This window comes from Gymnodinialimonas phycosphaerae, from assembly GCF_019195455.1.
Taxonomy (GTDB): domain Bacteria; phylum Pseudomonadota; class Alphaproteobacteria; order Rhodobacterales; family Rhodobacteraceae; genus Gymnodinialimonas; species Gymnodinialimonas phycosphaerae.
The window spans coordinates 3,460,099-3,484,342 of sequence record NZ_JAIMBW010000001.1 but is presented as its reverse complement, the minus strand read 5'-3'; the positions used below and the strand labels follow the sequence as shown (position 1 = coordinate 3,484,342).

Genomic DNA, 24,244 nt, shown 5'->3' with positions numbered 1-24,244 from the left:
TGTCGCGCGGGTTGACCCCAAAACCGGGTCCCACTTTTCGTCCCGCGCCTAGAGGTCGAATGTTGCAAAGACTGGCGCATGATCGGACGGTTTCTCCCATCCGCGGACGTGGCGGGCGATGCGAGAGGAATGCGCCGCGTTGGAAATATCCGGCGTGGCCCAGATGTGGTCGAGGCGGCGGCCCTTGTCGGCATTGTCCCAATCGGGCGAGCGATAGGACCACCAGCTGAACAATTTTCCTTCGGGGATGTCGGCGCGGGTGACATCGACCCAAGCGCCCGCGTCCTGGACCTCGGCCATGTGGTCGACCTCGATCGGCGTGTGGGAAACGACCTTGAGCAGTTTCTTGTGGTCCCAGACGTCATCCTCGCGCGGGGCGATGTTCAGATCACCCACAAGGATGGATTTCGCGGGTTTGTCAGCATGGGCCCAGTCCCGCATATCGGTGAGATAGTCGAGCTTCTGGCCGAACTTGATGTTCTTTTCGCGGTTCGGCTCGTCCCCGCCGGCGGGGACGTAGAAGTTGTGGATGGTCACGCCATTCTCCAGCCGCCCGGCGATGTGGCGAGCGTGATCGAGGCCCGCGAATTCGTGCGAGCCTGCGTCCACCATCGGGATCTTCGAATAGATCGCGACGCCGTTATAGCCCTTCTGCCCGCGCGCCACGACGTGGGTGTAGCCCAATGCGGCGAATACGTCCGAGGGCATCTTGTCGACCGGGCTTTTGCATTCCTGAAGGCAAAGAACGTCTGGCGCTTCCTCGGTCATCAGTTGCGCCACGAGGGTCTGCCGCAGGCGGACAGAGTTGATGTTCCAGGTGGCGAGGGTGAAGGGCATGGGAAGGCTCCGGCTATCAGGGAGGGGCAGGATAGGGGTGTCGCGGGCGGTGTCCAGAGCTGCCGCAGCGCTTGCGTCGAAGCGGTCCCCAAAAGATGCATTTTCAGGGAACAAAGATAGGTAGGGCGGTGCGTTGACCTTTGGCGCGCGCGGCTGCGTCAGGGGGTGAAAGCGGCCAGGGCTGCAAGCAGGGCGGCATCGAAGGCGGCGGGGTCCTCGATCATCGGGATATGACCCACGTCCGACAGCACGGCAAGCGTACTGTTCGGGATAAGGGCGTGCAGGTTTTCGCCCTGGGACAGCGGGGTCGTCGTATCCTCGGCCCCCCAGATGATCGCGGTCGGAAGATCGAGCGCGGCGTAGGCGGTACTGTCTGCGGAAGGCAGGTCGGTGGGCGGCACCAGCAGGGTAGGTAGCCAGATGGCGAGCGCCTCGGTCGCGCCGTCGAGGGTGCTGGGTTGGGCCAGGACCTCAAGCACGTCATCCGTTGCGGCTTCCTTGCGGTAGAGGAAGGCTTGCAGCAGGCGGCGAGAGGCCAACGGGTTGGTGACGGTGGCAGAAATTAGGGTCTCGCGCAGCCAGACCGGGCGCAGGAGCGCGGGAAGTTGTGTGGCCGCAGGGGCCAGCGGCAGGGCGCCGTTGATGATGGTAAGCGACGCGAACGCGGTGGGGTCTTGCATGACCGCCTCCACCGCCGCACCTGCGCCGAAGGAGTGGGCGACGATGTGGGGCGTAATCCCCGCGGCCTGCGTGAACGCCAGGATACGGGCGGCGGACGCTGCGCGGCCATAGTCGCCAACGGGGTCACGGTCCGAGTAGCCCATCGGCGGCAGGTCGATGGCGACGGCGCGGTAGCCCTGTTCGGCCAACACGTCCAATGTGTGGCGCCAACTGCCGGACCAACCGACAGAGCCATGGATCAGCAGGACCGGAGGGCCGTCCACCGGCCCGCGTTCGATCGCGAAGATGCCTTGTAGCGCCGTGGGCACCAGCCGACCGTCCGGAGGGGCGGCGTCGGCGGCCGCCTCGACTTCACGCAGGTCAGCGGCAAGGCGAAACCCGCCCAAGCACAGAGCGACAAGGAGGCAGAGACCGAGAAGTGTTCTGAGGACAAAGCCCATGGGAGCCATTGTGCCGCTGTCGCGATCCAATGCAAGCTTGCCCGTGAAGGAGCCGCCCATGCCCGCACTAATCCGCGAAAATCGCAACTTCCGCCTTCTGATGTCCGGCGCGGGCCTTTCGAACCTGTCCGATGGCATTGGCGTCTTGGCCTTTCCCTGGATGGCCACGTTGATCACCACGGATCCGCGCGCTTTGGCAGCTGTCGCCTTCGCCACGCGGCTGCCCTGGTTCTTGTGGTCGCTGCCCGTGGGTGTCTGGACCGACCGCGCAGATCGCCAGCGCATGATGGTCCGTGCGGACCTTGCGAGGATGGCATTGGCCATGGCGGTGGTGGCGTTGATCATGGCCGGTCCCCGCGACGGAGGGCATGTGGCGTGGATGATCGGCGGACTGGCGGCGCTGGCCTTCCTGATGGGCACAGCCGAGGTCTTCCGCGACAACGCCGCGCAAACCGCCCTTCCCAGCGTTGTGCCCAAGGAGCGGCTGGAAGAGGCCAACGGCCAGATCTGGTCGGTCGAGCAGGTCATGGGTCAGTTCGTCGGGCCGCCACTGGCCGGGTTCCTGATTGCCGTCGCAGTGCCTGCGCCTTTCCTGTTCGAGGCCATGGGCTTTGCGCTGGCCGCCTTTGCTGTCTGGGCCATCGCCTTTCCGGCGCGGGGCGTTCTTGCGGACCGCATGGGGTTCTGGACCGAGATGCGCGCGGGGTGGACATGGATTCGCAAACATCGCGTGATCTTGCAACTGGCGCTCATCCTGGGCGGACTTAACGCCGCGCACATGGCAGGGTTCACGGTCCTGGTACTCTATGCGCAGGAAGTGCTGGGACTGGGGGCCGTGGGCTTTGGCATGTTGCTGACGGCGGGCGCGGCCGGAGGCGTGGCGGGCGGGTTGCTTTGCCCCTGGATCGCCGCCCGCCTTGGGTCTTCACGCAGTCTGTGGGTGGCGTTGGCCTGTATGCCGCTACCGTTCCTTGGCTTCTATTTCACCAGCACTGTCTGGGTCGCGGCAAGCCTGTTGTTCCTCGAGACTTTCGTGGCGGTCCTGTGGAATGTCGTCACCGTCTCATTCCGACAGCGGGCCATCCCCGATGCGCTTCTTGGCCGGGTGAACGCCATCTATCGCTTCTTTGGCTGGGGCATGATGCCGCTTGGCGCGTTGGCAGGCGGCTGGATCATGGCTGCGGCAGAGCCATCCTTGGGCCGAGAAGACGCGTTACGGCTGGTCTTCCTGCTGTGCGCCGGCCTGTTTGTCGCATTGTTTGTTTATGGTTTGGCACGGCTGAGGCTTCCGAAGGCGGCGGCGAAATAGGGCCGAGCGGTCCCTGCACTGATCGTGTGGCATGCCGCCCGCATGGTGCCAACCGATCCCGGCCACGAACCATGAAGCGGTCTATTCGGAAAAAAGAACGCCCGGCACGAGGGCCGGGCAAAGTCACAACAGGGAGGTTGTAGGCATAGGCTTACATCGCGCCGGTGACGGTGAACTTGATCCACGTCAAGTTGTGACTGATTGGCCAAAAAAAAGCCCGGACACGAGGTCCGGGCCAGTCAACAGGGAGGATGTGCCGTTGCCCGAGGGAGGTTGGGCGCCCCGGCACGGGGGATTATTTTCAGTCAACGCCGGACTGATCGATTCGGTTCCATCGCCTAGGCCACCAATCTGTAGCCTCCGGATTCGGTCACAAGGAGGCGGGCATTTGACGGATCTGGTTCGATTTTCTGGCGCAAGCGGTAAATGTGCGTTTCCAGCGTGTGGGTCGTGACACCTGCATTGTAGCCCCAAACCTCGTGAAGCAGCACATCGCGGGCCACCACGCCATCTTGCGCGCGGTAGAGGAACTTGAGGATGTTGGTCTCTTTCTCGGTCAGGCGGATCTTCCGCTCGTCCTCGGTGATCAGCATCTTCATGGCGGGCTTGAAGGTATACGGCCCCAGTTGGAACACGGCGTCTTCACTCTGCTCATGCTGGCGCAGTTGTGCGCGGATGCGGGCCAGAAGCACCGGGAAACGGAAGGGCTTGGTGACGTAATCATTGGCGCCAGCGTCGAGGCCAAGGATCGTGTCGGCGTCGCTGTCGTGCCCCGTGAGCATCAGAACAGGGCATTTCACGCCTTGTTTGCGCATCAGGCGGCACAATTCGCGGCCGTCGGTGTCAGGCAGGCCCACGTCGAGGATCACCAGATCGTAGATGCCTTCCTTGGCGCGTTCCATCGCCTGGGCACCATTGGCGGCCTCGTACACATCGAAGTCTTCGGTCATGACCAACTGCTCGGACAGCGCTTCGCGCAGGTCGTCTTCGTCATCGACCAGAAGGATTTTCTTGAGGTTTGCCATGATGCGGGCTCCCGTCGTTTGCGTTCCGTTATGACGACATGACGCGCCAGTGCCGGGTTTGTCCATGGATGTAACCATGCCTCACAGGCCTGTGTGAGGGCGTGAGGAAATGTTTCAGTTCCGGCGGCGGGCGGGCTATGTGAGAAGCATGAGCCTTTTGCCATCCATCTCCGACCTCGTGGCCCGCGCCCGCAGTGACCTGCGGGTCGGCCTGCCTGTGGTCTTGGTTCAAGACGGTATGGGCTTGGTGGTTATGGCCAGTGAAACGGCAGGCGACGCCAGGCTGGAGGCCTTGCGCGCGTTAGGTCCCGTGGTTGCCGCCGTCACCGGATGGCGGGCCGAAACCCTGAAGATCCGCGTCTACGATGGCGACATCGCGCGGATCGCGATGCCTGCGGATGCCGGGGCGCGATGGTTGGCTGAACTGGCCGACCCGGCCAGCGATCTGGGCGCCCCGCTGCGCGGCCCGTTCAAGGAAGAGCGCGGCGGCGATGCCACGCTCTATCGCATTGGCCTTGACCTTGCGAAGTCCGCGCAACTTCTCCCCGCGATCGCTGGGGTCAAGGTGACGACCTGGCCCGAAGGGCTTACGGTGCTGCCCGCAAGGCAAGCCGCGCAGGACCTGGCGGGGTCTGCCCCCCTTTCCCCCGTGGCCGCCGCCCGCCTTCCCATGGCGCTGGCTGGCGCGGGCCGATTGCACATCTTCCGCCCCGACAATGCCGAGATCGAGCATTACGCCGTCGAAATAGGCCGTCCCGACCGCGCCAAGCCCGTGCTTGCGCGTTTGCATTCGGCGTGCTTCACCGGCGATGTGCTGGGGTCACTGAAATGCGACTGCGGCCCGCAGCTTCACACCGCCCTGTCCGAGATGGGCAAGGCGGGCGAAGGCGTGTTGCTTTACCTTAACCAGGAGGGGCGCGGGATCGGTCTGGCCAACAAGATGCGCGCCTATGCCCTGCAGGATCAGGGCTTCGACACGGTGGAGGCCAACCACCGCCTTGGGTTCGAGGATGATGAGCGCGATTTCCGCATCGGCGCCGACCTGCTCCGTCGCATGGGGTTCGGCGCGGTGCGACTGATGACCAACAATCCCCGCAAGGTCGCGATGATGGACGCCGAGGGGATCGACGTGGTCGACCGCGTGCCCCTGATTATCGACGCAAATCGGCACAATGCCGACTACCTTGACGTGAAACGTGAAAAATCGGGGCATCTGCTATAGGCTCACGGCCACGACATGGCGCAACCAACCGGGAGGACCCCATGCCCAAAGGCTATATCATCGCGACGATACGCGCCCATGACATGGACGGGATGATGCGTTTCGCAGAGGCCTCTGCCCCCGTTGTGGCCGAATTCGGCGGCCGCGTTCTGGTGCGCGATCTCTCGCCCGAGGTGCGCGAGGGCGACCGTCAGGGGATGTCGATTGTCGTTGAATTCGACGACGTAGAGACCGCGCGAAGGTTCTACGACTCCCAAGGTTACACGGATGCCAAGGCGATTCGGCAGGCCGCGGCAGATACAGATCTACGGATCGTGGAAGGTCTCTGAGCGCGCGCCATGTCCCCTGAAGATATCGTTCTGACCCCTTCCGGCCTGCGCTTCTGGGGCGCGCGGCTGCCCTTCACCGTGGGGCGCGGCGGCGTGGTCCACGACAAGCGTGAAGGCGACGGCGCGACCCCCGTGGGCGTGCATCGTATCGTCGGGTGCCTCTACCGCGCCGACCGCGGCCCGAAGCCCTGCGACTGGGCGGTGCCAATCGGCCCCCATGACCTCTGGTCTGATGACGCGCGTTTGGACGACTACAACCTGATGGTGCGCCGCCCCTACGATGGCTCTGCCGAGCGGTTGGCGAGGGGTGACCCGCTGTATGACATCGTACTGATCACCGACTGGAACTGGCCCGATGCGCAGCCCGGAAAGGGCTCTGCCATCTTTATCCATCAATGGCGCGGACCGGGCCGGTCGACCGAGGGCTGCGTCGGCGTCAGCCCAAGGCACTTGCGCTGGATTGTCCCCCGCATCGGCACCGGAACCCGCCTGATCGTGCCAAGCACCCTGGCGTAGACTGGGCCAAGGCCCGATCTACGGAGCGACCCGTTCCCCGAAGATGGCCGAGCCGACGCGGATGTGGGTGGCGCCCTGGGCGATGGCCGTCTCGAAATCGGAGGACATGCCCATCGACAGACCCTTCAGCCCATTGCGCGCGGCGATCTTGGCCAGCAGCGCGAAATGCAGCGACGGCTCGTCTTCCACTGGCGGAATGCACATGAGCCCCAGCAGCGGCAGATCCATCGCACGCGCCTGCGCGATGAAGGCGTCGGCCTCGGACGGGAGGCAGCCTGCCTTCTGCGGCTCTTCGCCGGTGTTCACCTGAATGAACAGGTCGGGGCAACTGCCCCGCTCCTGCGCCAGATCGGCAAGGCGTTTGGCAAGCTTGGGGCGATCCACGGTGTGGATCGTTGAGAACATCTCCACCGCTTGGCGGGCCTTGTTGGTTTGCAAGGGGCCGATCAGATGCAGGTCGATGCCGTCGAATTGTTCCTGAAAGGCAGGCCAGCGGCCCTGGGCCTCCTGCACGCGATTCTCGCCGAAGATGCGGTGGCCCTCGGACAGGACGGCCTCCACGCGTTCGGGCAGCTGCACTTTGGAAACAGCAATCAGGGTGATGTCGCTGGCATCGCGGCCATGGGCCTGCGCAGCAGCGGAGATACGGGAGGTGATGTCAGACAAAGCCATGGTGCAGGTTCACCAAAAGAAAAGAGCGGGCACAAGGCCCGCTCTTCCCAAATCAGACTAATCCGGTTGGATTAGAAGGACATGGACAGACCCAAGGACCAGGTCGACGAGGTCCCGAGAGTTGCTGTCGAAGCGTTCACAGCGGTGACTTCGCTGGAGCCGTAGCCCAGGTGTGCGTTCAGACCGCCACCCAGGTCGTAGGCTGCTGCCAGACCGAAACCGTTGGTGTCGGCAACTGCTGCGCCCGCATCCCAGTCAAACTGACCGTAGTTGGCGTGCAGGGTGATGGCGTCGAATGCGTAGGAAGCACCGAAAGCGGTGTGCGTGCCGTCGCCGTTCACAACAAACGTCGAGATCTGGGAGTAGTTGATGCCTGCGGAGAGACCGGAGTCCAGAGCAACCGTTGCAGACACACCCATGATGGTGAGGTCCTGGGCGCCAGCAGTTGCGGCGTCGTAGTCAGCAGTGGTCTGGTAACCAGCACCGATGGTGTAGGAACCGCCGCCGAAAGTACCGGCGTAGGATGCACCGATGCCGTAGATGGCGTCGCCGGTGAGGCCGTCAGCAGTGGTCAGAGCTGCCTGACCGAAAGGACCAGCTGCGCCGCTGTTTGCATCGTCATCCATCTCGATGGAGCCGGTGATCGTGAAGCCGGAGACGGAGTAACGGTAGGACAGGATCTGCCCATCATACACGCCGTCGAGGCCGGAGTTGCCGGAGTAACCAGCGTGCCCGGTCTCGTTGTCCGCGATGGAACCACCGGAACCGATGTTGACTTCCTGCATGCCAGCGTCGAAGCCGCCGTCGGTGTCACCCAGCGTCAGCGTACCGAAGTCGCCGGAGACGAAGACTGCAACGCCTGCGTCGTCAGTGTTGGAGCCACCAGCGTTTTCGTCCAGGTCAACGCCTGCGCCGAAGGTGATGCCGCCGTCGGTTTCACCGGAGAGGGTGAAGCGAACGTCGATGTCCTGCATGAATTGTGTGATGGTCGTGCCGGAGCCGCCACGGACACCCATTTCTGCATAGCCGCTGATCGCGACGTCTGCCGCTGCAATACCAGCGGTCGCTACGAGCGCCGTGGATGCGAAGAGAACCTTTTTCATGGTTTTTCCCTTGTGTTCACTTGAAAAGACTAACCCCAAAGCGGAACGCCCGCATTGGGTATGCATGGTGTTTCGCCTTTCACCCCTCTGATTGCAACAATGGCTCAGACGCGCCGGAAAGGTTCGCACCCGCGTGGTGCAGACTTGTCACAGTCCTGCAATTGGACAAGCGGCGACCCCGGGCAATAAATCAAAGGTTATTGGGGTTTATGCAGGTTTACAGCCTCTCAACCCGCCTTGAGCGCGGGGTAAGACCGGGTCCGGTAAAGACGCCTGGCCCCTGCGCGACTCGGCATGGATGCAAGGCGAATCGAAGCGCCCAAAGTACGGACCGCCCTGCTGGTCGGTTCACGCTGTATATAAGAAGTGTCCCGTGCGACGTGCCCACAGGGACCGCTGACGCGGGCTGCGCGGCGCGGTCAAAGCGCCCCTTGCCGCATGCAGGGCGCTTCTATAAAACTTCCGCAACGAATTGGGCGGGACCGGTGAAGATGTTGAAACGATGTGCAAACTTTCTGGGCCTTGCCTTGATGATCGGGGCGCTGGCCGCCTGTAACGGTTTTGCCAACAACCGCGAGGCTGCCAACGCGGCGCTTGAGGAGCAAGGTTTGCTTCTGGCTTCCGACCGCGAAACGATCTGGGATCTGTTCGGCAACACGGATGACCCTTCGGTCACGGTCGAGGTCAATCGCTATCTCTGGCGCGCCTCGCTGGAGATCCTCGACTTCATGCCGCTGGAAGTGGCGGACCCGTTCACCGGCATTCTGGTGTTCGGCTATGCGACGCCTCCGGGGGGCAATCGCGCCTACCGCGCGACCGTCTACGTCAGCGACCCCGCGCTGGAGGCCCGCAGCCTGCGCGTCGCCCTGCACGGGCGCGGCGGCAGTGCCGTCAGCCGCGAGACCGCGCGCCAGGTGGAAGACGCCATCCTGACCCGCGCGCGGCAGCTACGGGTTGCCGACGGCAATCTCTAGACCTACCCCACGTGACCGCTTAACAACACGCCGGGCCATTCAGCCCGGCGTTTTCATGTTCTACCCGTCCAAGGAATACCCAGATGTCCCGTTACGACCCCTCCGAGATCGAGAAGAAGTGGCAAAAGGCCTGGGCAGACGCCGGGACCTTCACGGCCACGATGGAGGGCGACCGCCCCAAGTATTACGTGTTGGAGATGTTCCCCTACCCCAGTGGGCGCATCCACATCGGCCACGTACGCAACTACACGATGGGCGACGTCATCGCGCGCTACAAGAAGGCGATGGGGCACAACGTTCTGCATCCGATGGGCTTCGACGCCTTTGGTCTGGCTGCCGAGAACGCTGCGATGGACCGCGGCATTCACCCCAAGGACTGGACCTACAAGAACATGGACGACATGCGCGACCAGATGCGCCCGCTGGGGTTCAGCATCGATTGGTCGCGTGATCTGGCGACCTGCGATCCGGAATACTACGGCCAGCAGCAGGCGCTGTTCCTCGACATGATGAAAGCCGGGTTGATCGACCGCAAGAATGCCGTCGTGAACTGGGACCCGGTCGACATGACTGTTCTGGCCAATGAGCAGGTGGAGGACGGCAAGGGCTGGCGATCCGGCGCAGAGGTCGAGCGTAAGGAGCTGACTCAGTGGTTCTTCAAGATCTCTGACTACTCCAATGAATTGCTGGAGGCGCTGGACGGCTTGGATAACTGGCCCGCCAAGGTCAAGCTGATGCAGGCCAACTGGATCGGCAAATCGCGCGGGCTTCAGTTTGCCTTTGGCCTGATAGAGCCGTTGGGCGGCCATGACCGGATCGAGGTCTATACCACACGTCCTGACACGCTGTTGGGGGCAAGCTTTGTCGGCATCTCCCCGGATCACCCGATTGCAAAGCAGTTGGAAGCGGAGCGCGAGGACATCGCCGCCTTCTGTGCCGAATGTCGCAAGGGCGGCACTACGGCCGCCGAGGTTGAGACGGCCGAGAAGATGGGCATGGATACCGGCCTGCGCGTGCGACATCCGTTCGACACGGCGGCGCAACTGCCGGTCTACATCGCCAACTTCATCCTGATGGACTACGGAACAGGTGCGATCTTCGGCTGCCCCGCCCATGACGAGCGGGATCTGGAATTCGCCCGCAAGTACGAGTTGCCCGTCGTCTCTACCTATGTGCCGGTGAATGACGAAGGCCACATTCTGCCCGAAGACGGCGGCGATGCCTATGTGCCGCCCAAGCCCGACCCGGTTCGTTACACACGTGGCTTTGCTGGTGAGGAAGTGCAATCCGGCAATGACGCCATCGACGCCGCCGTTGCCTTCTGCGAGGCCGAAGGCGTGGGCCAGGGCGTCACCAAGTTCCGCTTGCGCGATTGGGGTCTGTCACGGCAACGGTATTGGGGCTGCCCGATCCCGGTCGTTCATTGCGACGCTTGCGGCGTCGTGCCCGAGAAGAAAGAGAACCTGCCCATCGAGCTGCCCTACGATGTCACCTTCGACGTCCCCGGCAACCCGCTGGACCGCCACCCAACGTGGCGCAACACCCCCTGCCCCGCCTGTGGCAAGCCCGCCCTGCGCGAAACCGACACGATGGACACCTTCGTTGACTCCAGCTGGTACTACGCCCGCTTCACGGCCCCCCATGCCAAGACGCCGACCTCCAAGGCCGAGGCCGAATACTGGATGAACGTCGACCAATACATCGGCGGGATCGAGCACGCGATCCTGCACCTGCTCTATTCCCGCTTCTTCGCCCGCGCGATGCACATCACCGGGCACCTGCCTGCAAAAGCGATCGAGCCCTTCGACGCGCTGTTTACCCAAGGCATGGTCACCCACGCGATCTACAAGACGACCGACGACGCGGGCCGCCCCGTCTACCACTACCCCGAAACGGTGGAGCTGCGCGACGGTGGTGGGTTCCTCGAAGATGGAACGCAGGTCGAGATCATCCCCTCAGCCAAGATGTCGAAGTCCAAGAACAACGTCGTGGACCCGGTGGAGATCATCAAACAATACGGCGCGGACACCGCCCGCTGGTTCGTGCTGTCCGATTCGCCGCCTGAGCGGGACGTGGAATGGACGGCGAGCGGCGCGGAAGCCGCTTACAAGCACTTGGGCCGGGTCTGGTCCCTGTGCGACCGGATCGCCGCCATGGACAAATCCGGCGGTGAGGGTGATGATGAATTGCTGCGCGAGATGCACAAAACCATCCGCGACGTGACGCTCGGCGTCGAAAGCTTCGGCTTCAACGCGGCCATCGCCAAGCTTTACGCCTTCACCAACACGCTCAACAAATCCAAGGCGTCCCACGCCGCACAGCGCGAAGCGATCATGGTGCTGGCGCAGCTGATGTCGCCGATGACCCCGCACCTGTCCGAAGACATCTGGGCGCACCAAAGCGGCGAGGGCCTGATCGCCAACGCCCCCTGGCCGCAAGCTGATGAGGCGATGCTGGTGGAGTCCACTGTCACGCTGCCGATCCAGATCAACGGCAAACGCAAGTCCGAGATCACGGTCGCCAAAGACGCCAGCAAGGAAGAGGTTGAAAAGATCGCGCTTGCAGACGACGCTGTGGTCAAGGCGCTTGATGGGGCCGCGCCGAAGAAGCTGATCGTTGTCCCGGGACGGATCGTGAATGTCGTTATCTAGACTTGGACTATCAAGCCGACGAGCCTTTCTGCTGTCGCTCAGCGCGCTGCCCTTGGCGGCGTGCAACTTCCAGCCCGTCTATGGGCCCGGCGGCAGCGGAGAGATCATCCGGAACCAGATTCGCGTGGCAGACCCGGCCTCGCGGTTGGAATTCGAATTGGTCGCCCGTCTGGAAGACCGCCTCGGCACCGGGTCCAACTACATGCTGGACTACGTGATCGACCGAACCACGCGAAACCTCGCCATTGACGAGGACGCCGTGATCAACCGGATCAACCTTGTCGGCACCCTAACCTTCACGGTGCGCGAGGCTGGAACAGGTCGCACCGTTCAGACCGGAGAGGTGTCGACGTTCACCTCCTATGCCACGACAGAATCGCCTGTGGCCACGGAATCCGCCCGCCGCGATGCCGAAGACCGCCTTGCGATAGCGCTGGCCGATCAAGTGGTCACGCGGCTGATCGCGGGGGCCGCGTCTTGGTCCTGATCGCCCGCCGCCCATGAAACTCTCGACCCGCGATGCGAACGCCTATTTCAAGCGCCCCGACACATCGGCCGCCGGGTGCCTGATCTTCGGCGATGACGCCATGCGCGTGGCGTTGAAGCGGCAGGACCTTATGGCCGCACTTCTGGGGGCAAACGCCGAGGAAGAGATGCGCCTGACCCGCATGACCGGCGCAGACCTGCGGTCCGACAGCGCGGGGCTACTGGACGCCGTGAAGGCCGTGGGCTTCTTTCCCGGCCCCCGCGCGGTTCTGGTGGAAGGCGCGACCGATGGCCTTTCCAAGGTGTTCACCACCGCATTCGACGAATGGCAGCAAGGCGATGCCCAGATCATCGCCACCGCCGGGCGGCTGACGGCAAAATCCGCCCTCCGCAAAGTGTTCGAGGGCAACAAGCTGGCCTATGCCGCCGCGATCTACGACGACCCGCCGGGCCGCGCCGAGATCGAGGAGATGCTGAAAGCGGCCCAGATCACCGACGCCGACCGCGAAGCGATGGTGGATCTGGAGGCGCTGGCGCGCTCCATTGGCCCCGGCGATTTTCGGCAGATGATCGACAAGCTGGGGCTCTACAAGCGCGGCGATGCCACCCCGGTCATGCCCGCCGATATCGAAGCCGTAGCCCCCCTGACGCGCGAGGCCGAGCTGGATGACATTCTCCACGCCACCGCAGAAGCCGAGACCGGCGCCATCGGCCCGATCCTCATGCGCCTGAAGCAACAGGGGACAACACCCGTCTCGCTCTGCATCGCCGCGCTGCGCCACTTCCGTGCGTTGCATGCCGCCGCGATACACCCCAACGGCCCCGCCGCCGGGCTGCAAGCGATGCGCCCGCCCGTGTTCGGCCCCCGTCGCGACCGCATGGCACGACAAGCGGGTCGCTGGGGACAGGGCGCGCTGGAGACAGCGCTGTCACTGCTGGTGGAAACGGATCTGACCCTGCGCTCGGCCAGTACGGCCCCGCAGATGGCGGTGATGGAACGAACATTGATCAGGTTGGCAATGCTGCCTGGACGAGGGAAACGATAATGAGCGACTATGTGGTGATCGGCGGCGCGCGGTCGCGCGCGATGCGGGTTTTGTGGATGCTGGAAGAGCTGGGGCAACCCTATTCCGTTGTGAATGCGATGCCCGGCAGCGACGAGGTGCGCGCCTACAACCCCACCGGCAAAGTGCCCGCACTGGTGGAAGATGGCGTCGTGATCCCCGATTCGGTGGCGATCATGACGTATCTGGCCGACAAGCACGGGGCCCTCACCGCGAAGGCGGGCTCCATGGCGCGCGCGCAGCAGGATGCCTTTGTGAATGCTCTGAATGATGAGATCGACGCTGTTCTCTGGGCCGCCGCGCGGCATTCATTCATCCTGCCCGAAGAACAGCGCGTGGCCGGCGTGAAGGACTCGCTGCGGTGGGAGTTTGGGCGCAACCAGCACGCGATCGCGGAGCGGATGGATCCCGAGGAGCCCTTTGTCATGGGATCCGAGATGTCGCTGGCCGATATCCTGTTGTCCCATTGCATGGGATGGGCGGGCAGCGCAAAGTTCGAGGTCACCAATGAAAGGCTCTTGGCGCACAATGCCATGATGCGCGCGCGTCCAGCGTTCAAGCGGGCTTTGGCGGCCGGGAGTTGATTGTTTTCTGCGCTCCCGCACTTCGGGCACCTTGAGCGCGTTCCCCGGCTGAAGCCCGGTCTACGGGTGGTACATCCCCGCGTAACGCCCGGCCCAACGGCCCGTGGCGAGGCAAGCGTTGATCAGGTAGCCGCCCGTGGGCGCCTCCCAATCCAGCATCTCTCCGGCGACGAACATGCCGGGGATGGCTTCCAACATCAGACCCTGGGTGACAGAGGACTGCGGGACACCGCCTGCGGTGGAGATCGCCTCGTCGATCGGGCGGGGGCCTTGGTGTTTCACCGGAAGCGCCTTTATCAACGCGGCAAGGGCGGCGGGATCTTCTGGCAGGGGGCGGGCGAACTCCTGCAACAGCGCGCGTTTGAGCGGGTCGAGCCCAAGGCCCGTCAGCGCCTTGGTCAAGGTCTGTTTCCTGGGGCGCTTGCGAAGGCGACTGACAAGGCCTTCCACGGGGCGGTCCGGCAACAGATCGAAGGCCAGATCCCCGCCGTCACGCACGGCGGCCGACACGGCGTAGATACCACCACCCTCCAGGCCCCGGTGCGAGATGACGGCCTCGCCCCGGTGGCGCGTACCGCCTGCGATCAGGGCAATGTTCTTGAGGGGTGTGCCAAAGTGCGGGGCCATATGCTCGGACCATGCCACCGTGAACCCCATGTTGGAGGGCTTGAACGGGGCCAGCTCGACGCCCTTGTCGGCAAGGATATCAGCCCAGGCACCATCGGAACCCAACCGCGACCAGCTGGCGCCGCCAAGGGCGAGGACGGTAACGTTGGGGGCAAGGGTTTGCGGCCCGTCGGGCGTATCAAACGTCAGCGCGTCGCCGTCAAAACCGGTCCAGCGCCAGCGTAGATGCATGGTCGCGTCGAGCCGTTGCAGCCACGCGCGCAGGAGCGGCGAGGCCTTCATCGCCTTGGGGAAGACGCGGCCCGTTGTGCCCGTGAAGACAGGCTGACCGAGATCTTCTGCGAAGGCCATAACCTCCACCGGATCAAGCTGCGCGATCATCGGATAGAGCCAATCGGCGGCACTGCCGTAGGCGCGAATGAACGTCTCCAACGGCTCATCCTTGGTGAGGTTGAGGCCGGATTTTCCCGCCATCAGTAACTTGCGGCCCGCCGAGGGCTTGCCCTCGATGATCGTGACGGTGCGGCCCGCGTTGGCCAGGCTCTCGGCGGCCATGAGGCCTGCAGGGCCGGAGCCGATGACGAGGGCGTCAATGGATGTATTGGGCATGTGGTGTGCAATTGGGGGCCAGCCCCCAAACCCCCGGAGTGGTAAAGGCAAGATGAAAAGGAGGCGGAGCGCCTAGGGGATCATGGACTTTATGCCATGGAGATTTTCGGGTGTGCCCGCAAGGGACGCTTCTGTGAGAGCGCGGGCGGAGGTGAGCAGGCTTTCGGGCGCGCAGATACGGTCAACGAGGCCGAAGGAAAGCGCCTCCTCGGCGGAGAGTTTCTCGGCGGCCAGAAGGATCAGTTTCGCACGGGCCGGGCCGATAAGCGTCGAGAGGCGCGCGGGATCGGAGGGTTGCGGCAGGAAGCCCAGTTTGGCGACGGGGTAGAAGAATTTCGCGCTCGGCACGCAAAGGCGGAGATCGCAGGCCAGCGCCATGCCGAACGCGCCCCCTGCCAGCGTGCCATTAAGCGCGGCAATGGTCACGCACGGCAGGGCGGCGAGGGCACCGGAGACCTGTTCCCAAAGCGGCGACGTGGCGAGGCCTGCGTGGGCTTCCTCCAGATCCGCTCCGGCGGAAAAGACCTTGGCGCCAGCACCCGTGAGGATCAGGGCGCGCGCGGATTGGCTATCCGAGAAGACGTCGCGCAGGTCCGTCAACATGGCCGTCGTCAAGGAATTGGCCTTGTCGGGACGGTTGAGGGTGACGATCCGCAGGCCGTCTTTGTCATGGACGTCGATCATGACGGGCTGCCTCCTGTTGCGCATTGGCTCATGCGAGGCCGACCGCTGCGCGAATAGCTTCATCTCGCAACGAGATGTCTCCGCCGAGGTATGGATCGGCGGCCTCGGTACACATCCAGGCCAGCGTCTTTGCGGGCCACTCGGGCGGGATGTGATCAGACCATTCCAACTGCGCCACCGGGTTCATGCCCGTGGCCTTGATCTCCACCTGCATCTGCGTCGCCACAGTGCCGGGCGACAGGCCCAAAGCGCGGATGCCACGATCGCCCATCTCCTTGTGCAGCGACCGCGTCAACATCAAGGCCGCCGCCTTGGAGGCGCAGTAGTGTGACCAGCCTTCCAACGGGTTCGTCGCCGCGCCCGACGAAATACCGATGATCGTGCCGCCTTGGGTCATATGTGGCAAAGCCGCGCGGATGCCGTTGAACGTGCCCTTCAGGTTGATGTCGATGACCTGCCCCCAGGCACCCGGATCGGTGTCCTCGATCCGGGCCACGGGCTCGATCACGCCGGCGTTGTTGATCACCACGTCAAGCGCGCCGAAGGTCTCCACGGCGGCGCGGAACGCGGCCTCGACCTCCCAGTAGCGGGCCACGTCGCAGGGCACGGCCAAGGCATTCTCGCCGATCTCTCCGGTCAATTCCGCAATCGCATCGCGGGAGCGCGCCAGAAGCACCACCTTCGCGCCAAGACTTGCGAATTCGCGTGCCGCAGCCGCGCCGATGCCTCGGCTTGCCCCGGTAATCGCGACTACTTTTCCCTCTACCACATGCGCCATGTCGCTTTCCCCTTTCGCATCCGCTTAGTTGCGCGGAACGTAGCGCCCCCAATCGGCGGCGACCAGCCATATCCGGCGATCCTTACTTGACGCCCGGCGCGCGGCCATTGATCATTCGGGCTTTACACCCTTGTTTGCTGGAGCAACCCCTCCGATGAAACGACTTTGTTACACGCTTTCCTCCCTCGCCCTTGCCGCTGCCTCGCCCGCGATGGCCGAAACTGTGGCCACCGAATTATGGGCCGAGTGGCAGGCGCAGGCCGAGGCCGCAGGCCAGACCGTCACTGCCGAAGTGACTGAAACCGACAACGGTTTGACGTTGTCCAATTTCACCACGGTCTATGAGGACGAGGCCGTCAGCACACGCGGGACCATTGACGAAATCGTGTTGGTCGAAAATTCCGATGGCACGGTCAGCGTCACCTACTCTGACCTCTACACCATGACCTTCACCTTCGAGATCGACCCCGGCGATCCGCCCGCCAATATCGAGGTGCTCTTGCGCCATGAGAACCTGGAAATGACGATCTCGGGCGATGCGGGCGCGCGGAGCTATGCTTATACTGCTGACCGCATCACCGTCACCGAGGGAGAGCTTTGGGGCGGCGATGGACCACCGCCCACGATCGAACTGGATATGGTGATGACCGACATCGCCACCACCTACAACGTGATGGGCACCGACCCCGCGACGCAGCGCTTCACCTCGGAAGGGTCCGTGGGGGGGCTTACCATGGTGATGGAGATCCTCCCGCCGCCGCCCGAAGAGGGGGAATTCAAGGCCGGGCTGGTCATCGGGCCGATGCAAGCGACCAGCGAAGGCACCTTGCTGTCACTGACCAACATGAACCAGCTGGAAGGCACCCTTCCCGAAGGCTTCGAGCTTTCGGGGTCCACGGCCTACGCCTCCATGGGTCTTGAGATGCAGTTCGAGGCCCCCGGAGAAGGTTTCGCCGCGATCTATTCCAACGAGGGTGGCGCCATCGGTGCATCGATTTCGTCCGAGGCGATCAGCTATGACATCGCCGCGTCCGGCGCGCGCGCTACCATCACCGGGACCGAGATCCCGGTGCCCGTTGAAATCTCTGTCGGGTCCAGTGAGTTGGTGCTGTCCGTGCCCATGGCCGCGAGCGACACCCCACAAGACATGGGAATGCGCCTTGGCATTCAAGACCTTATGGTGGGAGAGTCCGTTCTGGGCATGATCGACCCGGGACAGGCCCTGCCCCGTGATCCGGCCAGCTTGTTGTTCGACGCCACGGGACAGGTGCAATTGTTCGTCGACCTGATGGGCCTTGACCCCGAAACAATGACCGGTCCGCCGGGCGAATTGCGCGCCATTACGGTCAACGAGTTGAACCTGTCGGTAGGCGGGGCAGAGCTTTCGGGCACCGCCGATTTCAGCTTCGCGCCTAACCAGTTGATCCCGATGCCCGTCGGCTCTGCCGATCTGCAACTGTCAGGCGGCAACGCGCTGATGGAGGCCTTGGTCGCAGGCGGCGTCGTGCCACCCGCCCAAAGCGGCATGGTGATGGGTATGGCGAACGTCTTCGCCCGCCCCGGCGCCACGCCCGATACGCTGGAGACGACGGTGGAATTCGGCGCCGATGGCACGATCACCGCGAACGGCGTGCCACTGCAGTAATCCCTGTATCAAACGTCACTTTGAACGGCCCGGGGCACGTGCTTCGGGCCGTTTTGCTTGCAAGCCCCCGGTTGCGGCTCTACCTCCCAAGCAACCCCGAGAGGATGCCCATGACCGACACGCCCCTGCCAAACCTTGCCCATGCCCTTCTGGAGGCCGCCACCCGCGCGGGCGCCGACGCCGCCGATGCGCTTGTGGTGGACGGAACCTCTGTCAGCATTGGCGTGCTGAACGGCGCGTTGGAGCAGGCCGAACGATCCGAGGGCATCGACATGGGCCTGCGGGTTCTGGTGGGCAAAAGGCAGGCTTGCGTGTCGGCCTCGGATACCTCCGCCGCGACAATCACCGAAATGGCCGAGCGCGCCGTCGCCATGGCGCGACTTGCCCCGGAAGACCCCTACGCGGGCCTTGCCGAGACGGACCAGCTAAGCGCCGTGCGCGATGGCGCGGCGCTGGACATGAACGATGCGGGCGCGGATCCCTCCCCGGCCACATTGGAGGCGATGGCGCTGGAGGCCGAGGCCGCAGCCCTTGCCGTCGACGGCGTGGCGCAAGTGTCGGACGCAGGCGCGGGCTTTTCCCGGCGGCAGATCTTCCTTGCGGCCAGCAACGGTTTCGCAGGCGGCTATGAGCGTACGGACCACAGCGTCCATTGCATCGCGATCACCGGAGAAGGCGCCGCGATGGAGCGGGACTATTTCGGTGACGGCCGCAACCATGCGGGCGACCTTATGTCCCCCGCCGAGGTCGGGCGCATTGCGGCCGAACGCACCGTGGCCCGCGCGGGCGCGAAGAAACCGCCCACCGGCGCGTTTCCGGTGATGTTCGATGAGCGGGTGGCAGGCGGGCTGATCGGCCACCTTCTGGCCGCCTCCAACGGCACGGCGATTGCACGCGGCGCATCCTGGGCCCGGGACCTTTTGGGCGAGCAGGTGCTGCCCAAGGGCCTTTCGCTGATCGAAGAACCCCACCGCCCGCGCACCTCTGCCAGCCGTCCGTTCGACGCCGAGGGGCTGGCCACGATGGAGCGCCTGATCGTATCGGACGGCATCTTGACCGGCTGGACGCTGGACCTTGCCACGGCCCGCAAACTGGGCCTGACCTCTACCGCTTCGGCCACCCGCAGCACGGGGGCACCTCCGTCTCCGTCGGTCGGAAACGTGCGGCTGACGCCGGGCACTTTGACCCGTGAGGCGCTGTTGCAAGACATGGGGACGGGCCTGCTGATCACTTCGCTAATCGGGTCATCGATCAACGCGACCACGGGCGATTACTCTCGTGGGGCATCGGGCTTCTGGGTCGAGAACGGCGAAATCGCCTATCCGGTCAACGAATGCACGGTCGCGGGGAACCTGCGCGACATGTTGCGGGGCCTGACCCCCGCCAATGACGGGCGCGCGCACCTCAGCCGCGTAGTGCCGTCGCTGCTGGTCGAGGGGCTGACGATTGCCGGGGCCTGAAGAAGACCTGAAGCTGCTGATCGACGCCGCCCTGCGCGCCGGCGAGATCGCGAAGCAGCACTTCGGAACTGACCTTAAGGTCTACGACAAGGGCGTGGACGACCCTGTGACCGTCGCCGACATCGCCATCGACGCGATGCTGCACGACACCCTGCGCGCGGCGCGGCCAGACTACGGCTGGCTGTCGGAAGAGACAGAAGACACCGACGTGCGCCTGTCCCATGAGCATGTGTTCATCTGCGATCCGATTGACGGCACCCGCGCGTTCATCGAAGGCGGCAAGAGTTTCTCTCATTCCCTCTCCGTGGTGCGGGACGGAGCCGTCACCGCAGCTGCCGTGTTCCTGCCGATGCACGACAAGATGTATGCCGCCCACCTGGGGGGTGGGAGCACGCTGAACAACTCTCCGGTCCGCGTCACACAGACCACGACCTTGGCCGACGCCACGGCGCTGACCACCAAGGGCAACATGCAGCCGAGCCATTGGCACGGTGACGTGCCGGTCATCGGCAGAGCCTACCGCCCGTCACTGGCTTACCGGATGTCCCTGGTGGGCGAAGGCCGGTTCGACGCGATGATGACCTTCCGCCCGACATGGGAATGGGACATCGCAGCCGGCGCGTTGATCATCGCGGAAGCAGGCGGCGTGGTGACAGACGGCTTCGGGCGTCCGTTGCAATTCAACGGTCCAAGCGCGCAGGTGGACGGGGTGTTGGCGGCATCTGGGGACGTGCATGCACAGCTGTTGGAGCGGCGCGTGCCCCCTCCGCACTAGCGGCCTGACACCCGAAAAACCACGATGTTCAGGGGGCCCGTGGCCAAGATCCGGCTGGCGGAAAAATCTTCCTCTTCAGCCGAGGCATTGGTGTGGGCAGAAGCGCCCGTAGGCGCAGTTGCAAACACAACGACAATCAAAAGCGAGGCCAGGAGAGAAGGGGATTTTGAAAAGGGCATGGCAGCTATGGGAGTCTTTGGAAAATGGGGTGGCGAAATCTTTCGATCGTCAGTTGTGCTTGCCCTTGAACACTACCGTTTGCCTGCCACCCGCGCGAGTAAGGGTCTCCTTACATCACAACGGAAACCCCGCTTGACGCCCACACCGGGCAAGCGCACTACGCGCCCACATGCCTGCGACCTTCAAAACCGGTTCCCACTTCCAAGCGGCATGCTGTAAGGGTGCCCTCGACATCCAGATTCAGGAGATCCCCATGCCCCAACGCCTGCACCTCGTCTTCGGCGGAGAGCTCAAAGACCCCTCGAAGACGGAGTTCGAGAACCCCGAGGACATCCACGTCGTCGGCATGTTCCCCGATTATCAATCCGCCTACGACGCGTGGAAATCCGAAGCGCAGCGCACGGTGGACAACGCCCACATGCGCTACTTCATCGCCCATATTCACCGCCTGCGGGACGAGGCGACAGAAGCCTCTCCGACGGAAGAACTGGGTAGCTAAGCCACCATGGCGCGATCCTTCCTCCTTGGCCTTTATCTGGCGTGGTCGGCACGGGGCGCGCGACGCTTCGCCGAGCGTAAGCTGCAAGAGCGGCTGGCCGAGGGTAAAGAAGACGGCGACCGGCTGGACGAGCGTCGCGGCATCGCAAGAGTGCCGCGCCCCGAGGGGCCGCTGATCTGGTTCCATGCAGCCTCCGTCGGGGAATCGCTGGCGGTGCTGGAACTGATCCGCCGCCTGCTGGACGAGCGCGATGACCTGCATGTGCTGGTCACGACAGGCACCGTGACCTCTGGGGCCGTCATGGCCGAGCGTCTGCCGGAACGCGCGATCCACCATTATGTGCCGCTCGACACCAAGCCCTTCGTCACCGCCTTTCTGGACCACTGGAAGCCCGATGTGGCGATCTGGACGGAAAGTGAGCTGTGGCCGACGCTGGTGGTTGAAACCCACGCCCGCGACATCCCGATGCTGCTGCTGAACGCGCGCATGTCCAAGGCCAGTCACGACAAGTGGCGCTTCGCGAAAGGCATGGCCCGCAGCCTGCTGGAGCGGTTCCAGACCGCGCTGGTGCAGGACAACCTGACGATGGTCTACTTGCGGCGTCTGGGGATGCCGATGGATCGGATGAAGGTCATGGGGACCCTGAAGGAAGGCGCCGCCGCCCTGCCGTGCGACGAAAACGACCGTACCGAGATGGCCGCCAAGCTGGCCGGAAGGCCAGTGTGGCTTGCCGCCTCCACCCATGACGGCGAAGAAAAGATGGTGCTGCAAGCCCATCGGATGGCGATGCGCTCGTCACCGCGCTTGCTGCTCATCCTCGCGCCCCGCCACCCGCAGCGCGGCGATGAGATCGCCGCCCTGTTGAAGGCCGACGGCCTGCGCCATACCCGCCGCTCTGCCGATGAGCTGCCCATGGACGAAGCGCCTGTCTACCTTGCCGACACCATGGGCGAGATGGGCCTGTGGTATCGCCTTGCGCCGATCAGTTTCGTGGGCGGCAGCCTTGTGGCCATCGGCGGGCACAACCCGTTTGAACCCGCAGCCCTCGGCTCAGCCATTCTGCACGGGCCCTATGTCACCAACTTCGTCGACATCTACGACCGTCTGCGGGACGGCGGCGCGGCGCGCATGGTGTCGTCGCCTGACAAGCTGGCGGGGCAGGTGTCGCGGCTTCTCAACCCTGACGAGGCGGCCACCATGGCGGCGGCCGCGTGGCAAGTGATCTCGGACGGGGCGGATGTGACAGATCGCGCCTTGGCGCTGATCATCGACACGCTGGAAGCGCACGAAACCTCGCCCAAAGGCCTTGGGGCGGAGACACGCTGATGCGCGCACCGGGCTTCTGGCACGAGCCTTCGGGCGTTCTGTCGGGGCTTTTGTCGCCTTTCGGTGCGCTCTATGCGGCAGGCACGGCGCGGCGGTTGCGGAGGGGCGCGCGCGCAAGCGTCGGCGTCCCGGTCATTTGCATTGGCAATATCAACGCGGGCGGGACAGGCAAGACCCCTACGGCGATCGCCGTCGCGCAAAGGCTGGCGGATCGCGGCGTCGCGGCCCATGCCGTCACGCGCGGCTACGGCGGAAAGCTTGAGGGGCCAATCCGCGTCGATGAGCGCGCGCATACCGCAAATGATGTCGGGGACGAAGCGTTGCTACTGGCCGCCTTCCTGCCAACATGGGTGTCAGCGGACAGGTTGGCCGGGGCGCAAGCCGCCGTCGCGGCCGGGGCCGAGTGCCTGATCCTTGACGATGGGTTCCAGAACCCCGCGTTGGCCTACGACCTGTCCGTCATCGTTGTCGATGCTTGGCGCGGCTTCGGCAATGGATACGTGATCCCCGCAGGCCCCCTGCGAGAGCCGATTGACGTCGGCCTGGGGCGCGCCGACATGGTCCTGAGCATCGGGCCGGATGTTGCACAACAGCGTTTCAAGAAAGCATGGGGCGCCCGCGTCACCCTGCCCCATCTGACCGGCGCGTTAGAGCCCCTGCCGACGGGGCTGCCCCTGGATGGGCTTCCTGTTCTGGCCTTTGCAGGCATCGGCCACCCGGAAAAGTTCTTTCAGACCCTCCGCAGCCTTGGCGCGGATCTGCATGCCACCCACGCCTTGGCCGATCACCAGCCGCTTAGCGATACGTTGATGACCCGCCTCCTGCGCGAAGCGTACCAGCGCGGCGCCCAAGTCGTGACGACCGAGAAAGACGCCGTGCGCCTTTCGCCCGAGTTCCGGGCCCAGGTGATGACCGTTCCCGTCCGCCTGCAGGTGGATGACTGGAGCCCGCTGGACGCGGCGCTGGATCGGATCTTGGCCACCGCCTGACACGGCCACACCGCCAAGGCACTTGGCGACGCCCCAAAGGCCGCAGCACGAAGCACCCCGCACCACAAACAGGCGCGGGGCGCAGGCGTTAGCCCGCAGCTTCGATGGCGGCGTCCAGAAGTCCGCTCAGTTCCGTGTAGTTCATGTTGCCGTGCAACTCATCGTTCAGCACAAGGGCGGGCGTGCCGGGGATCTCGTGGATCTCCATCTGCGCCTCGTAGTTGGCGATCATCGCCTGAGCCATTGCGGCATCGGTCATGCAAGCGTCCAACTCTTCATTCGAAAGGCCCGCTGTCCGCCCGATGCGCTTGAGGTTGTCGGCGATCTCTGCGGGTGATCCTTGGGTCCATTCGCTTTGCTGCGCATAGATCAGGTCCACGATACCGAAGTAGCGCAGCGGCCCGCCGCAGCGTGCAACCATGCCCGCCCAAAGACCGTAGCGGTCAAAATATACCTCACGGTAGATGAAGTTGATCAGGCCCGGCTCGATGTAGTCCCGCTCCAGCTCTGGCAGAACATTGGTGTGGAACGTGCGGCAATGGGGGCAAGTGAAGCTGGCGTATTCGATCAGGGTCACACCGCTGTCGGGGTTGCCCTTCGACATCTCGGCCACGTCGGGCAGGTCGGTCACCTCTTGCGCATTGGCCGCCGTGAACGGCGTCAACGGCGCTTCCGTCTGGAAGCGTAGACCTCCTCGGCCATTCCAGACCAGGTAGGCGCCCGCGCCCAGGACGCCCGTGGCGCCGCCTAACAACATGGCTCTGCGATCCATGAGAATT

General features: G+C 64.2%; 24 protein-coding genes. 15 read left to right on the top strand and 9 right to left on the bottom strand.

Annotation, left to right across the window (positions count from 1 at the left end; all coding sequences use genetic code 11):
• Window positions 1–48: 48 nt before the first annotated feature.
• Together KUL25_RS17235 and KUL25_RS17230 are read right to left on the bottom strand one after the other, a co-directional pair.
• Window positions 49–837, bottom strand: coding sequence for an exodeoxyribonuclease III (locus KUL25_RS17235; RefSeq protein ID WP_257894046.1), 789 nt, complete (start codon window positions 835–837; stop codon window positions 49–51).
• 158 nt (window positions 838–995) lie between these two features.
• Window positions 996–1,958, bottom strand: coding sequence for an alpha/beta fold hydrolase (locus tag KUL25_RS17230; RefSeq protein WP_257894045.1), 963 nt, complete (start codon window positions 1,956–1,958; stop codon window positions 996–998).
• Window positions 1,959–2,016: 58 nt separating this feature from the next.
• Between KUL25_RS17230 and KUL25_RS17225 the strand changes: the two genes are divergently transcribed.
• A complete protein-coding gene (locus tag KUL25_RS17225) occupies window positions 2,017–3,267 on the top strand; it encodes an MFS transporter (protein WP_257894044.1) in 1,251 nt (416 codons plus the stop codon).
• 338 nt (window positions 3,268–3,605) lie between these two features.
• Here the strand turns inward: KUL25_RS17225 and KUL25_RS17220 are convergent, their stop codons facing one another.
• Complete coding sequence (locus tag KUL25_RS17220) at window positions 3,606–4,292, bottom strand: response regulator transcription factor (protein WP_257894043.1); 687 nt, start codon at window positions 4,290–4,292, stop codon at window positions 3,606–3,608.
• Between the two features lie 148 nt (window positions 4,293–4,440).
• Between KUL25_RS17220 and ribA the strand changes: the two genes are divergently transcribed.
• The 3 genes from ribA to KUL25_RS17205 are packed head-to-tail and all read left to right on the top strand — an operon-like array spanning window position 4,441 to window position 6,359.
• On the top strand, window positions 4,441–5,514 hold the full coding sequence (ribA, locus tag KUL25_RS17215; RefSeq protein ID WP_257894042.1) for a GTP cyclohydrolase II: 1,074 nt from the start codon (window positions 4,441–4,443) through the stop codon (window positions 5,512–5,514).
• 41 nt (window positions 5,515–5,555) lie between these two features.
• Window positions 5,556–5,843: a DUF1330 domain-containing protein gene (locus tag KUL25_RS17210; RefSeq protein ID WP_257894041.1), complete on the top strand. Its 288-nt coding sequence runs from the start codon at window positions 5,556–5,558 to the stop codon at window positions 5,841–5,843.
• A 9-nt stretch (window positions 5,844–5,852) separates the two neighbouring features.
• Window positions 5,853–6,359: a L,D-transpeptidase family protein gene (locus KUL25_RS17205; RefSeq protein WP_257894040.1), complete on the top strand. Its 507-nt coding sequence runs from the start codon at window positions 5,853–5,855 to the stop codon at window positions 6,357–6,359.
• Window positions 6,360–6,377: 18 nt separating this feature from the next.
• Here KUL25_RS17205 and KUL25_RS17200 read toward each other — a convergent pair whose 3' ends face one another.
• Both KUL25_RS17200 and KUL25_RS17195 read right to left on the bottom strand, forming a co-directional pair.
• Window positions 6,378–7,031, bottom strand: a complete 654-nt coding sequence (locus KUL25_RS17200) for a YggS family pyridoxal phosphate-dependent enzyme (RefSeq protein WP_257894039.1) — start codon at window positions 7,029–7,031, stop codon at window positions 6,378–6,380.
• A gap of 71 nt (window positions 7,032–7,102) precedes the next feature.
• Entirely contained in the window at window positions 7,103–8,134 is a 1,032-nt protein-coding gene (locus KUL25_RS17195; RefSeq protein WP_257894038.1) for a porin, read from the bottom strand.
• A 491-nt stretch (window positions 8,135–8,625) separates the two neighbouring features.
• On the opposite strand from KUL25_RS17195, the gene KUL25_RS17190 reads away from it, so the two are divergent.
• The 5 genes from KUL25_RS17190 to KUL25_RS17170 all read left to right on the top strand — a co-directional run bounded on the left by KUL25_RS17190 (window position 8,626) and on the right by KUL25_RS17170 (window position 13,893).
• The gene (locus KUL25_RS17190) at window positions 8,626–9,108 is read left to right on the top strand and encodes a DUF3576 domain-containing protein (protein WP_257894037.1); all 483 of its coding nucleotides are present in this window, start codon (window positions 8,626–8,628) and stop codon (window positions 9,106–9,108) included.
• A gap of 83 nt (window positions 9,109–9,191) precedes the next feature.
• Window positions 9,192–11,759 (top strand): leucine--tRNA ligase, encoded by a 2,568-nt coding sequence (gene leuS / locus KUL25_RS17185; protein ID WP_257894036.1) that lies wholly within the window; start codon window positions 9,192–9,194, stop codon window positions 11,757–11,759.
• On the top strand, window positions 11,746–12,246 hold the full coding sequence (gene lptE / locus KUL25_RS17180) for an LPS assembly lipoprotein LptE (protein WP_257894035.1): 501 nt from the start codon (window positions 11,746–11,748) through the stop codon (window positions 12,244–12,246). The genes leuS and lptE overlap by 14 nt, the downstream gene beginning before the upstream one ends.
• A gap of 13 nt (window positions 12,247–12,259) precedes the next feature.
• Window positions 12,260–13,291, top strand: a complete 1,032-nt coding sequence (gene holA, locus KUL25_RS17175) for a DNA polymerase III subunit delta (RefSeq protein ID WP_257894034.1) — start codon at window positions 12,260–12,262, stop codon at window positions 13,289–13,291.
• Complete coding sequence (locus tag KUL25_RS17170) at window positions 13,291–13,893, top strand: glutathione S-transferase family protein (protein WP_257894033.1); 603 nt, start codon at window positions 13,291–13,293, stop codon at window positions 13,891–13,893. Before holA ends, KUL25_RS17170 begins: the two co-directional genes overlap by 1 nt.
• A gap of 60 nt (window positions 13,894–13,953) precedes the next feature.
• On the opposite strand, the gene KUL25_RS17165 is transcribed toward KUL25_RS17170, so the two are convergent.
• The 3 genes from KUL25_RS17165 to KUL25_RS17155 all read right to left on the bottom strand — a co-directional run bounded on the left by KUL25_RS17165 (window position 13,954) and on the right by KUL25_RS17155 (window position 16,591).
• Complete coding sequence (locus tag KUL25_RS17165) at window positions 13,954–15,129, bottom strand: TIGR03862 family flavoprotein (protein WP_257894032.1); 1,176 nt, start codon at window positions 15,127–15,129, stop codon at window positions 13,954–13,956.
• Window positions 15,130–15,201: 72 nt separating this feature from the next.
• Window positions 15,202–15,813 (bottom strand): enoyl-CoA hydratase/isomerase family protein, encoded by a 612-nt coding sequence (locus KUL25_RS17160; protein ID WP_257894031.1) that lies wholly within the window; start codon window positions 15,811–15,813, stop codon window positions 15,202–15,204.
• 28 nt (window positions 15,814–15,841) lie between these two features.
• Window positions 15,842–16,591 carry an SDR family oxidoreductase gene (locus tag KUL25_RS17155; RefSeq protein ID WP_068357387.1) on the bottom strand — a complete coding sequence of 250 codons (750 nt, stop codon included), beginning with the start codon at window positions 16,589–16,591 and terminating at the stop codon, window positions 15,842–15,844.
• Between the two features lie 154 nt (window positions 16,592–16,745).
• Between KUL25_RS17155 and KUL25_RS17150 the strand changes: the two genes are divergently transcribed.
• The 6 genes from KUL25_RS17150 (at window position 16,746) to lpxK (ending at window position 23,465) form a co-directional block, all read left to right on the top strand.
• Window positions 16,746–18,236 (top strand): DUF2125 domain-containing protein, encoded by a 1,491-nt coding sequence (locus KUL25_RS17150; RefSeq protein ID WP_257894030.1) that lies wholly within the window; start codon window positions 16,746–16,748, stop codon window positions 18,234–18,236.
• A 110-nt stretch (window positions 18,237–18,346) separates the two neighbouring features.
• Window positions 18,347–19,696 (top strand): TldD/PmbA family protein, encoded by a 1,350-nt coding sequence (locus KUL25_RS17145; RefSeq protein ID WP_257894029.1) that lies wholly within the window; start codon window positions 18,347–18,349, stop codon window positions 19,694–19,696.
• Entirely contained in the window at window positions 19,683–20,471 is a 789-nt protein-coding gene (locus KUL25_RS17140) for an inositol monophosphatase family protein (protein WP_257894028.1), read from the top strand. Before KUL25_RS17145 ends, KUL25_RS17140 begins: the two co-directional genes overlap by 14 nt.
• 433 nt (window positions 20,472–20,904) lie before the next feature.
• Complete coding sequence (locus KUL25_RS17135; protein ID WP_257894027.1) at window positions 20,905–21,150, top strand: DUF4170 domain-containing protein; 246 nt, start codon at window positions 20,905–20,907, stop codon at window positions 21,148–21,150.
• Window positions 21,151–21,156: 6 nt separating this feature from the next.
• Window positions 21,157–22,476 carry a 3-deoxy-D-manno-octulosonic acid transferase gene (locus tag KUL25_RS17130; protein ID WP_257894026.1) on the top strand — a complete coding sequence of 440 codons (1,320 nt, stop codon included), beginning with the start codon at window positions 21,157–21,159 and terminating at the stop codon, window positions 22,474–22,476.
• Window positions 22,476–23,465: a tetraacyldisaccharide 4'-kinase gene (gene lpxK / locus KUL25_RS17125; protein ID WP_257894025.1), complete on the top strand. Its 990-nt coding sequence runs from the start codon at window positions 22,476–22,478 to the stop codon at window positions 23,463–23,465. The genes KUL25_RS17130 and lpxK overlap by 1 nt, the downstream gene beginning before the upstream one ends.
• Window positions 23,466–23,553: 88 nt before the next feature.
• On the opposite strand, the gene KUL25_RS17120 is transcribed toward lpxK, so the two are convergent.
• Window positions 23,554–24,237, bottom strand: coding sequence for a DsbA family protein (locus KUL25_RS17120; RefSeq protein ID WP_257894024.1), 684 nt, complete (start codon window positions 24,235–24,237; stop codon window positions 23,554–23,556).
• Window positions 24,238–24,244 lie beyond the last annotated feature (7 nt).

Bases quoted from the DNA above. Each gene is read 5' to 3' on its own strand.
- KUL25_RS17235 (WP_257894046.1), bottom strand. From the start codon at position 837: ATGCCCTTCACCCTCGCCACCTGGAACATCAACTCTGTCCGCCTGCGG.
- KUL25_RS17195 (WP_257894038.1), bottom strand. From the start codon at position 8,134: ATGAAAAAGGTTCTCTTCGCATCCACGGCGCTCGTAGCGACCGCTGGT.
- KUL25_RS17225 (WP_257894044.1), top strand. From the start codon at position 2,017: ATGCCCGCACTAATCCGCGAAAATCGCAACTTCCGCCTTCTGATGTCC.
- KUL25_RS17130 (WP_257894026.1), top strand. From the start codon at position 21,157: ATGGCGCGATCCTTCCTCCTTGGCCTTTATCTGGCGTGGTCGGCACGG.
- KUL25_RS17155 (WP_068357387.1), bottom strand. From the start codon at position 16,591: ATGGCGCATGTGGTAGAGGGAAAAGTAGTCGCGATTACCGGGGCAAGC.
- KUL25_RS17170 (WP_257894033.1), top strand. From the start codon at position 13,291: ATGAGCGACTATGTGGTGATCGGCGGCGCGCGGTCGCGCGCGATGCGG.
- ribA (WP_257894042.1), top strand. From the start codon at position 4,441: ATGAGCCTTTTGCCATCCATCTCCGACCTCGTGGCCCGCGCCCGCAGT.
- KUL25_RS17210 (WP_257894041.1), top strand. From the start codon at position 5,556: ATGCCCAAAGGCTATATCATCGCGACGATACGCGCCCATGACATGGAC.
- KUL25_RS17135 (WP_257894027.1), top strand. From the start codon at position 20,905: ATGCCCCAACGCCTGCACCTCGTCTTCGGCGGAGAGCTCAAAGACCCC.
- leuS (WP_257894036.1), top strand. From the start codon at position 9,192: ATGTCCCGTTACGACCCCTCCGAGATCGAGAAGAAGTGGCAAAAGGCC.
- KUL25_RS17165 (WP_257894032.1), bottom strand. From the start codon at position 15,129: ATGCCCAATACATCCATTGACGCCCTCGTCATCGGCTCCGGCCCTGCA.
- KUL25_RS17160 (WP_257894031.1), bottom strand. From the start codon at position 15,813: ATGATCGACGTCCATGACAAAGACGGCCTGCGGATCGTCACCCTCAAC.
- lpxK (WP_257894025.1), top strand. From the start codon at position 22,476: ATGCGCGCACCGGGCTTCTGGCACGAGCCTTCGGGCGTTCTGTCGGGG.
- KUL25_RS17200 (WP_257894039.1), bottom strand. From the start codon at position 7,031: ATGGCTTTGTCTGACATCACCTCCCGTATCTCCGCTGCTGCGCAGGCC.
- KUL25_RS17145 (WP_257894029.1), top strand. From the start codon at position 18,347: ATGACCGACACGCCCCTGCCAAACCTTGCCCATGCCCTTCTGGAGGCC.
- holA (WP_257894034.1), top strand. From the start codon at position 12,260: ATGAAACTCTCGACCCGCGATGCGAACGCCTATTTCAAGCGCCCCGAC.
- KUL25_RS17230 (WP_257894045.1), bottom strand. From the start codon at position 1,958: ATGGGCTTTGTCCTCAGAACACTTCTCGGTCTCTGCCTCCTTGTCGCT.
- KUL25_RS17205 (WP_257894040.1), top strand. From the start codon at position 5,853: ATGTCCCCTGAAGATATCGTTCTGACCCCTTCCGGCCTGCGCTTCTGG.
- KUL25_RS17220 (WP_257894043.1), bottom strand. From the start codon at position 4,292: ATGGCAAACCTCAAGAAAATCCTTCTGGTCGATGACGAAGACGACCTG.
- lptE (WP_257894035.1), top strand. From the start codon at position 11,746: ATGTCGTTATCTAGACTTGGACTATCAAGCCGACGAGCCTTTCTGCTG.
- KUL25_RS17150 (WP_257894030.1), top strand. From the start codon at position 16,746: ATGAAACGACTTTGTTACACGCTTTCCTCCCTCGCCCTTGCCGCTGCC.
- KUL25_RS17190 (WP_257894037.1), top strand. From the start codon at position 8,626: ATGTTGAAACGATGTGCAAACTTTCTGGGCCTTGCCTTGATGATCGGG.
- KUL25_RS17120 (WP_257894024.1), bottom strand. From the start codon at position 24,237: ATGGATCGCAGAGCCATGTTGTTAGGCGGCGCCACGGGCGTCCTGGGC.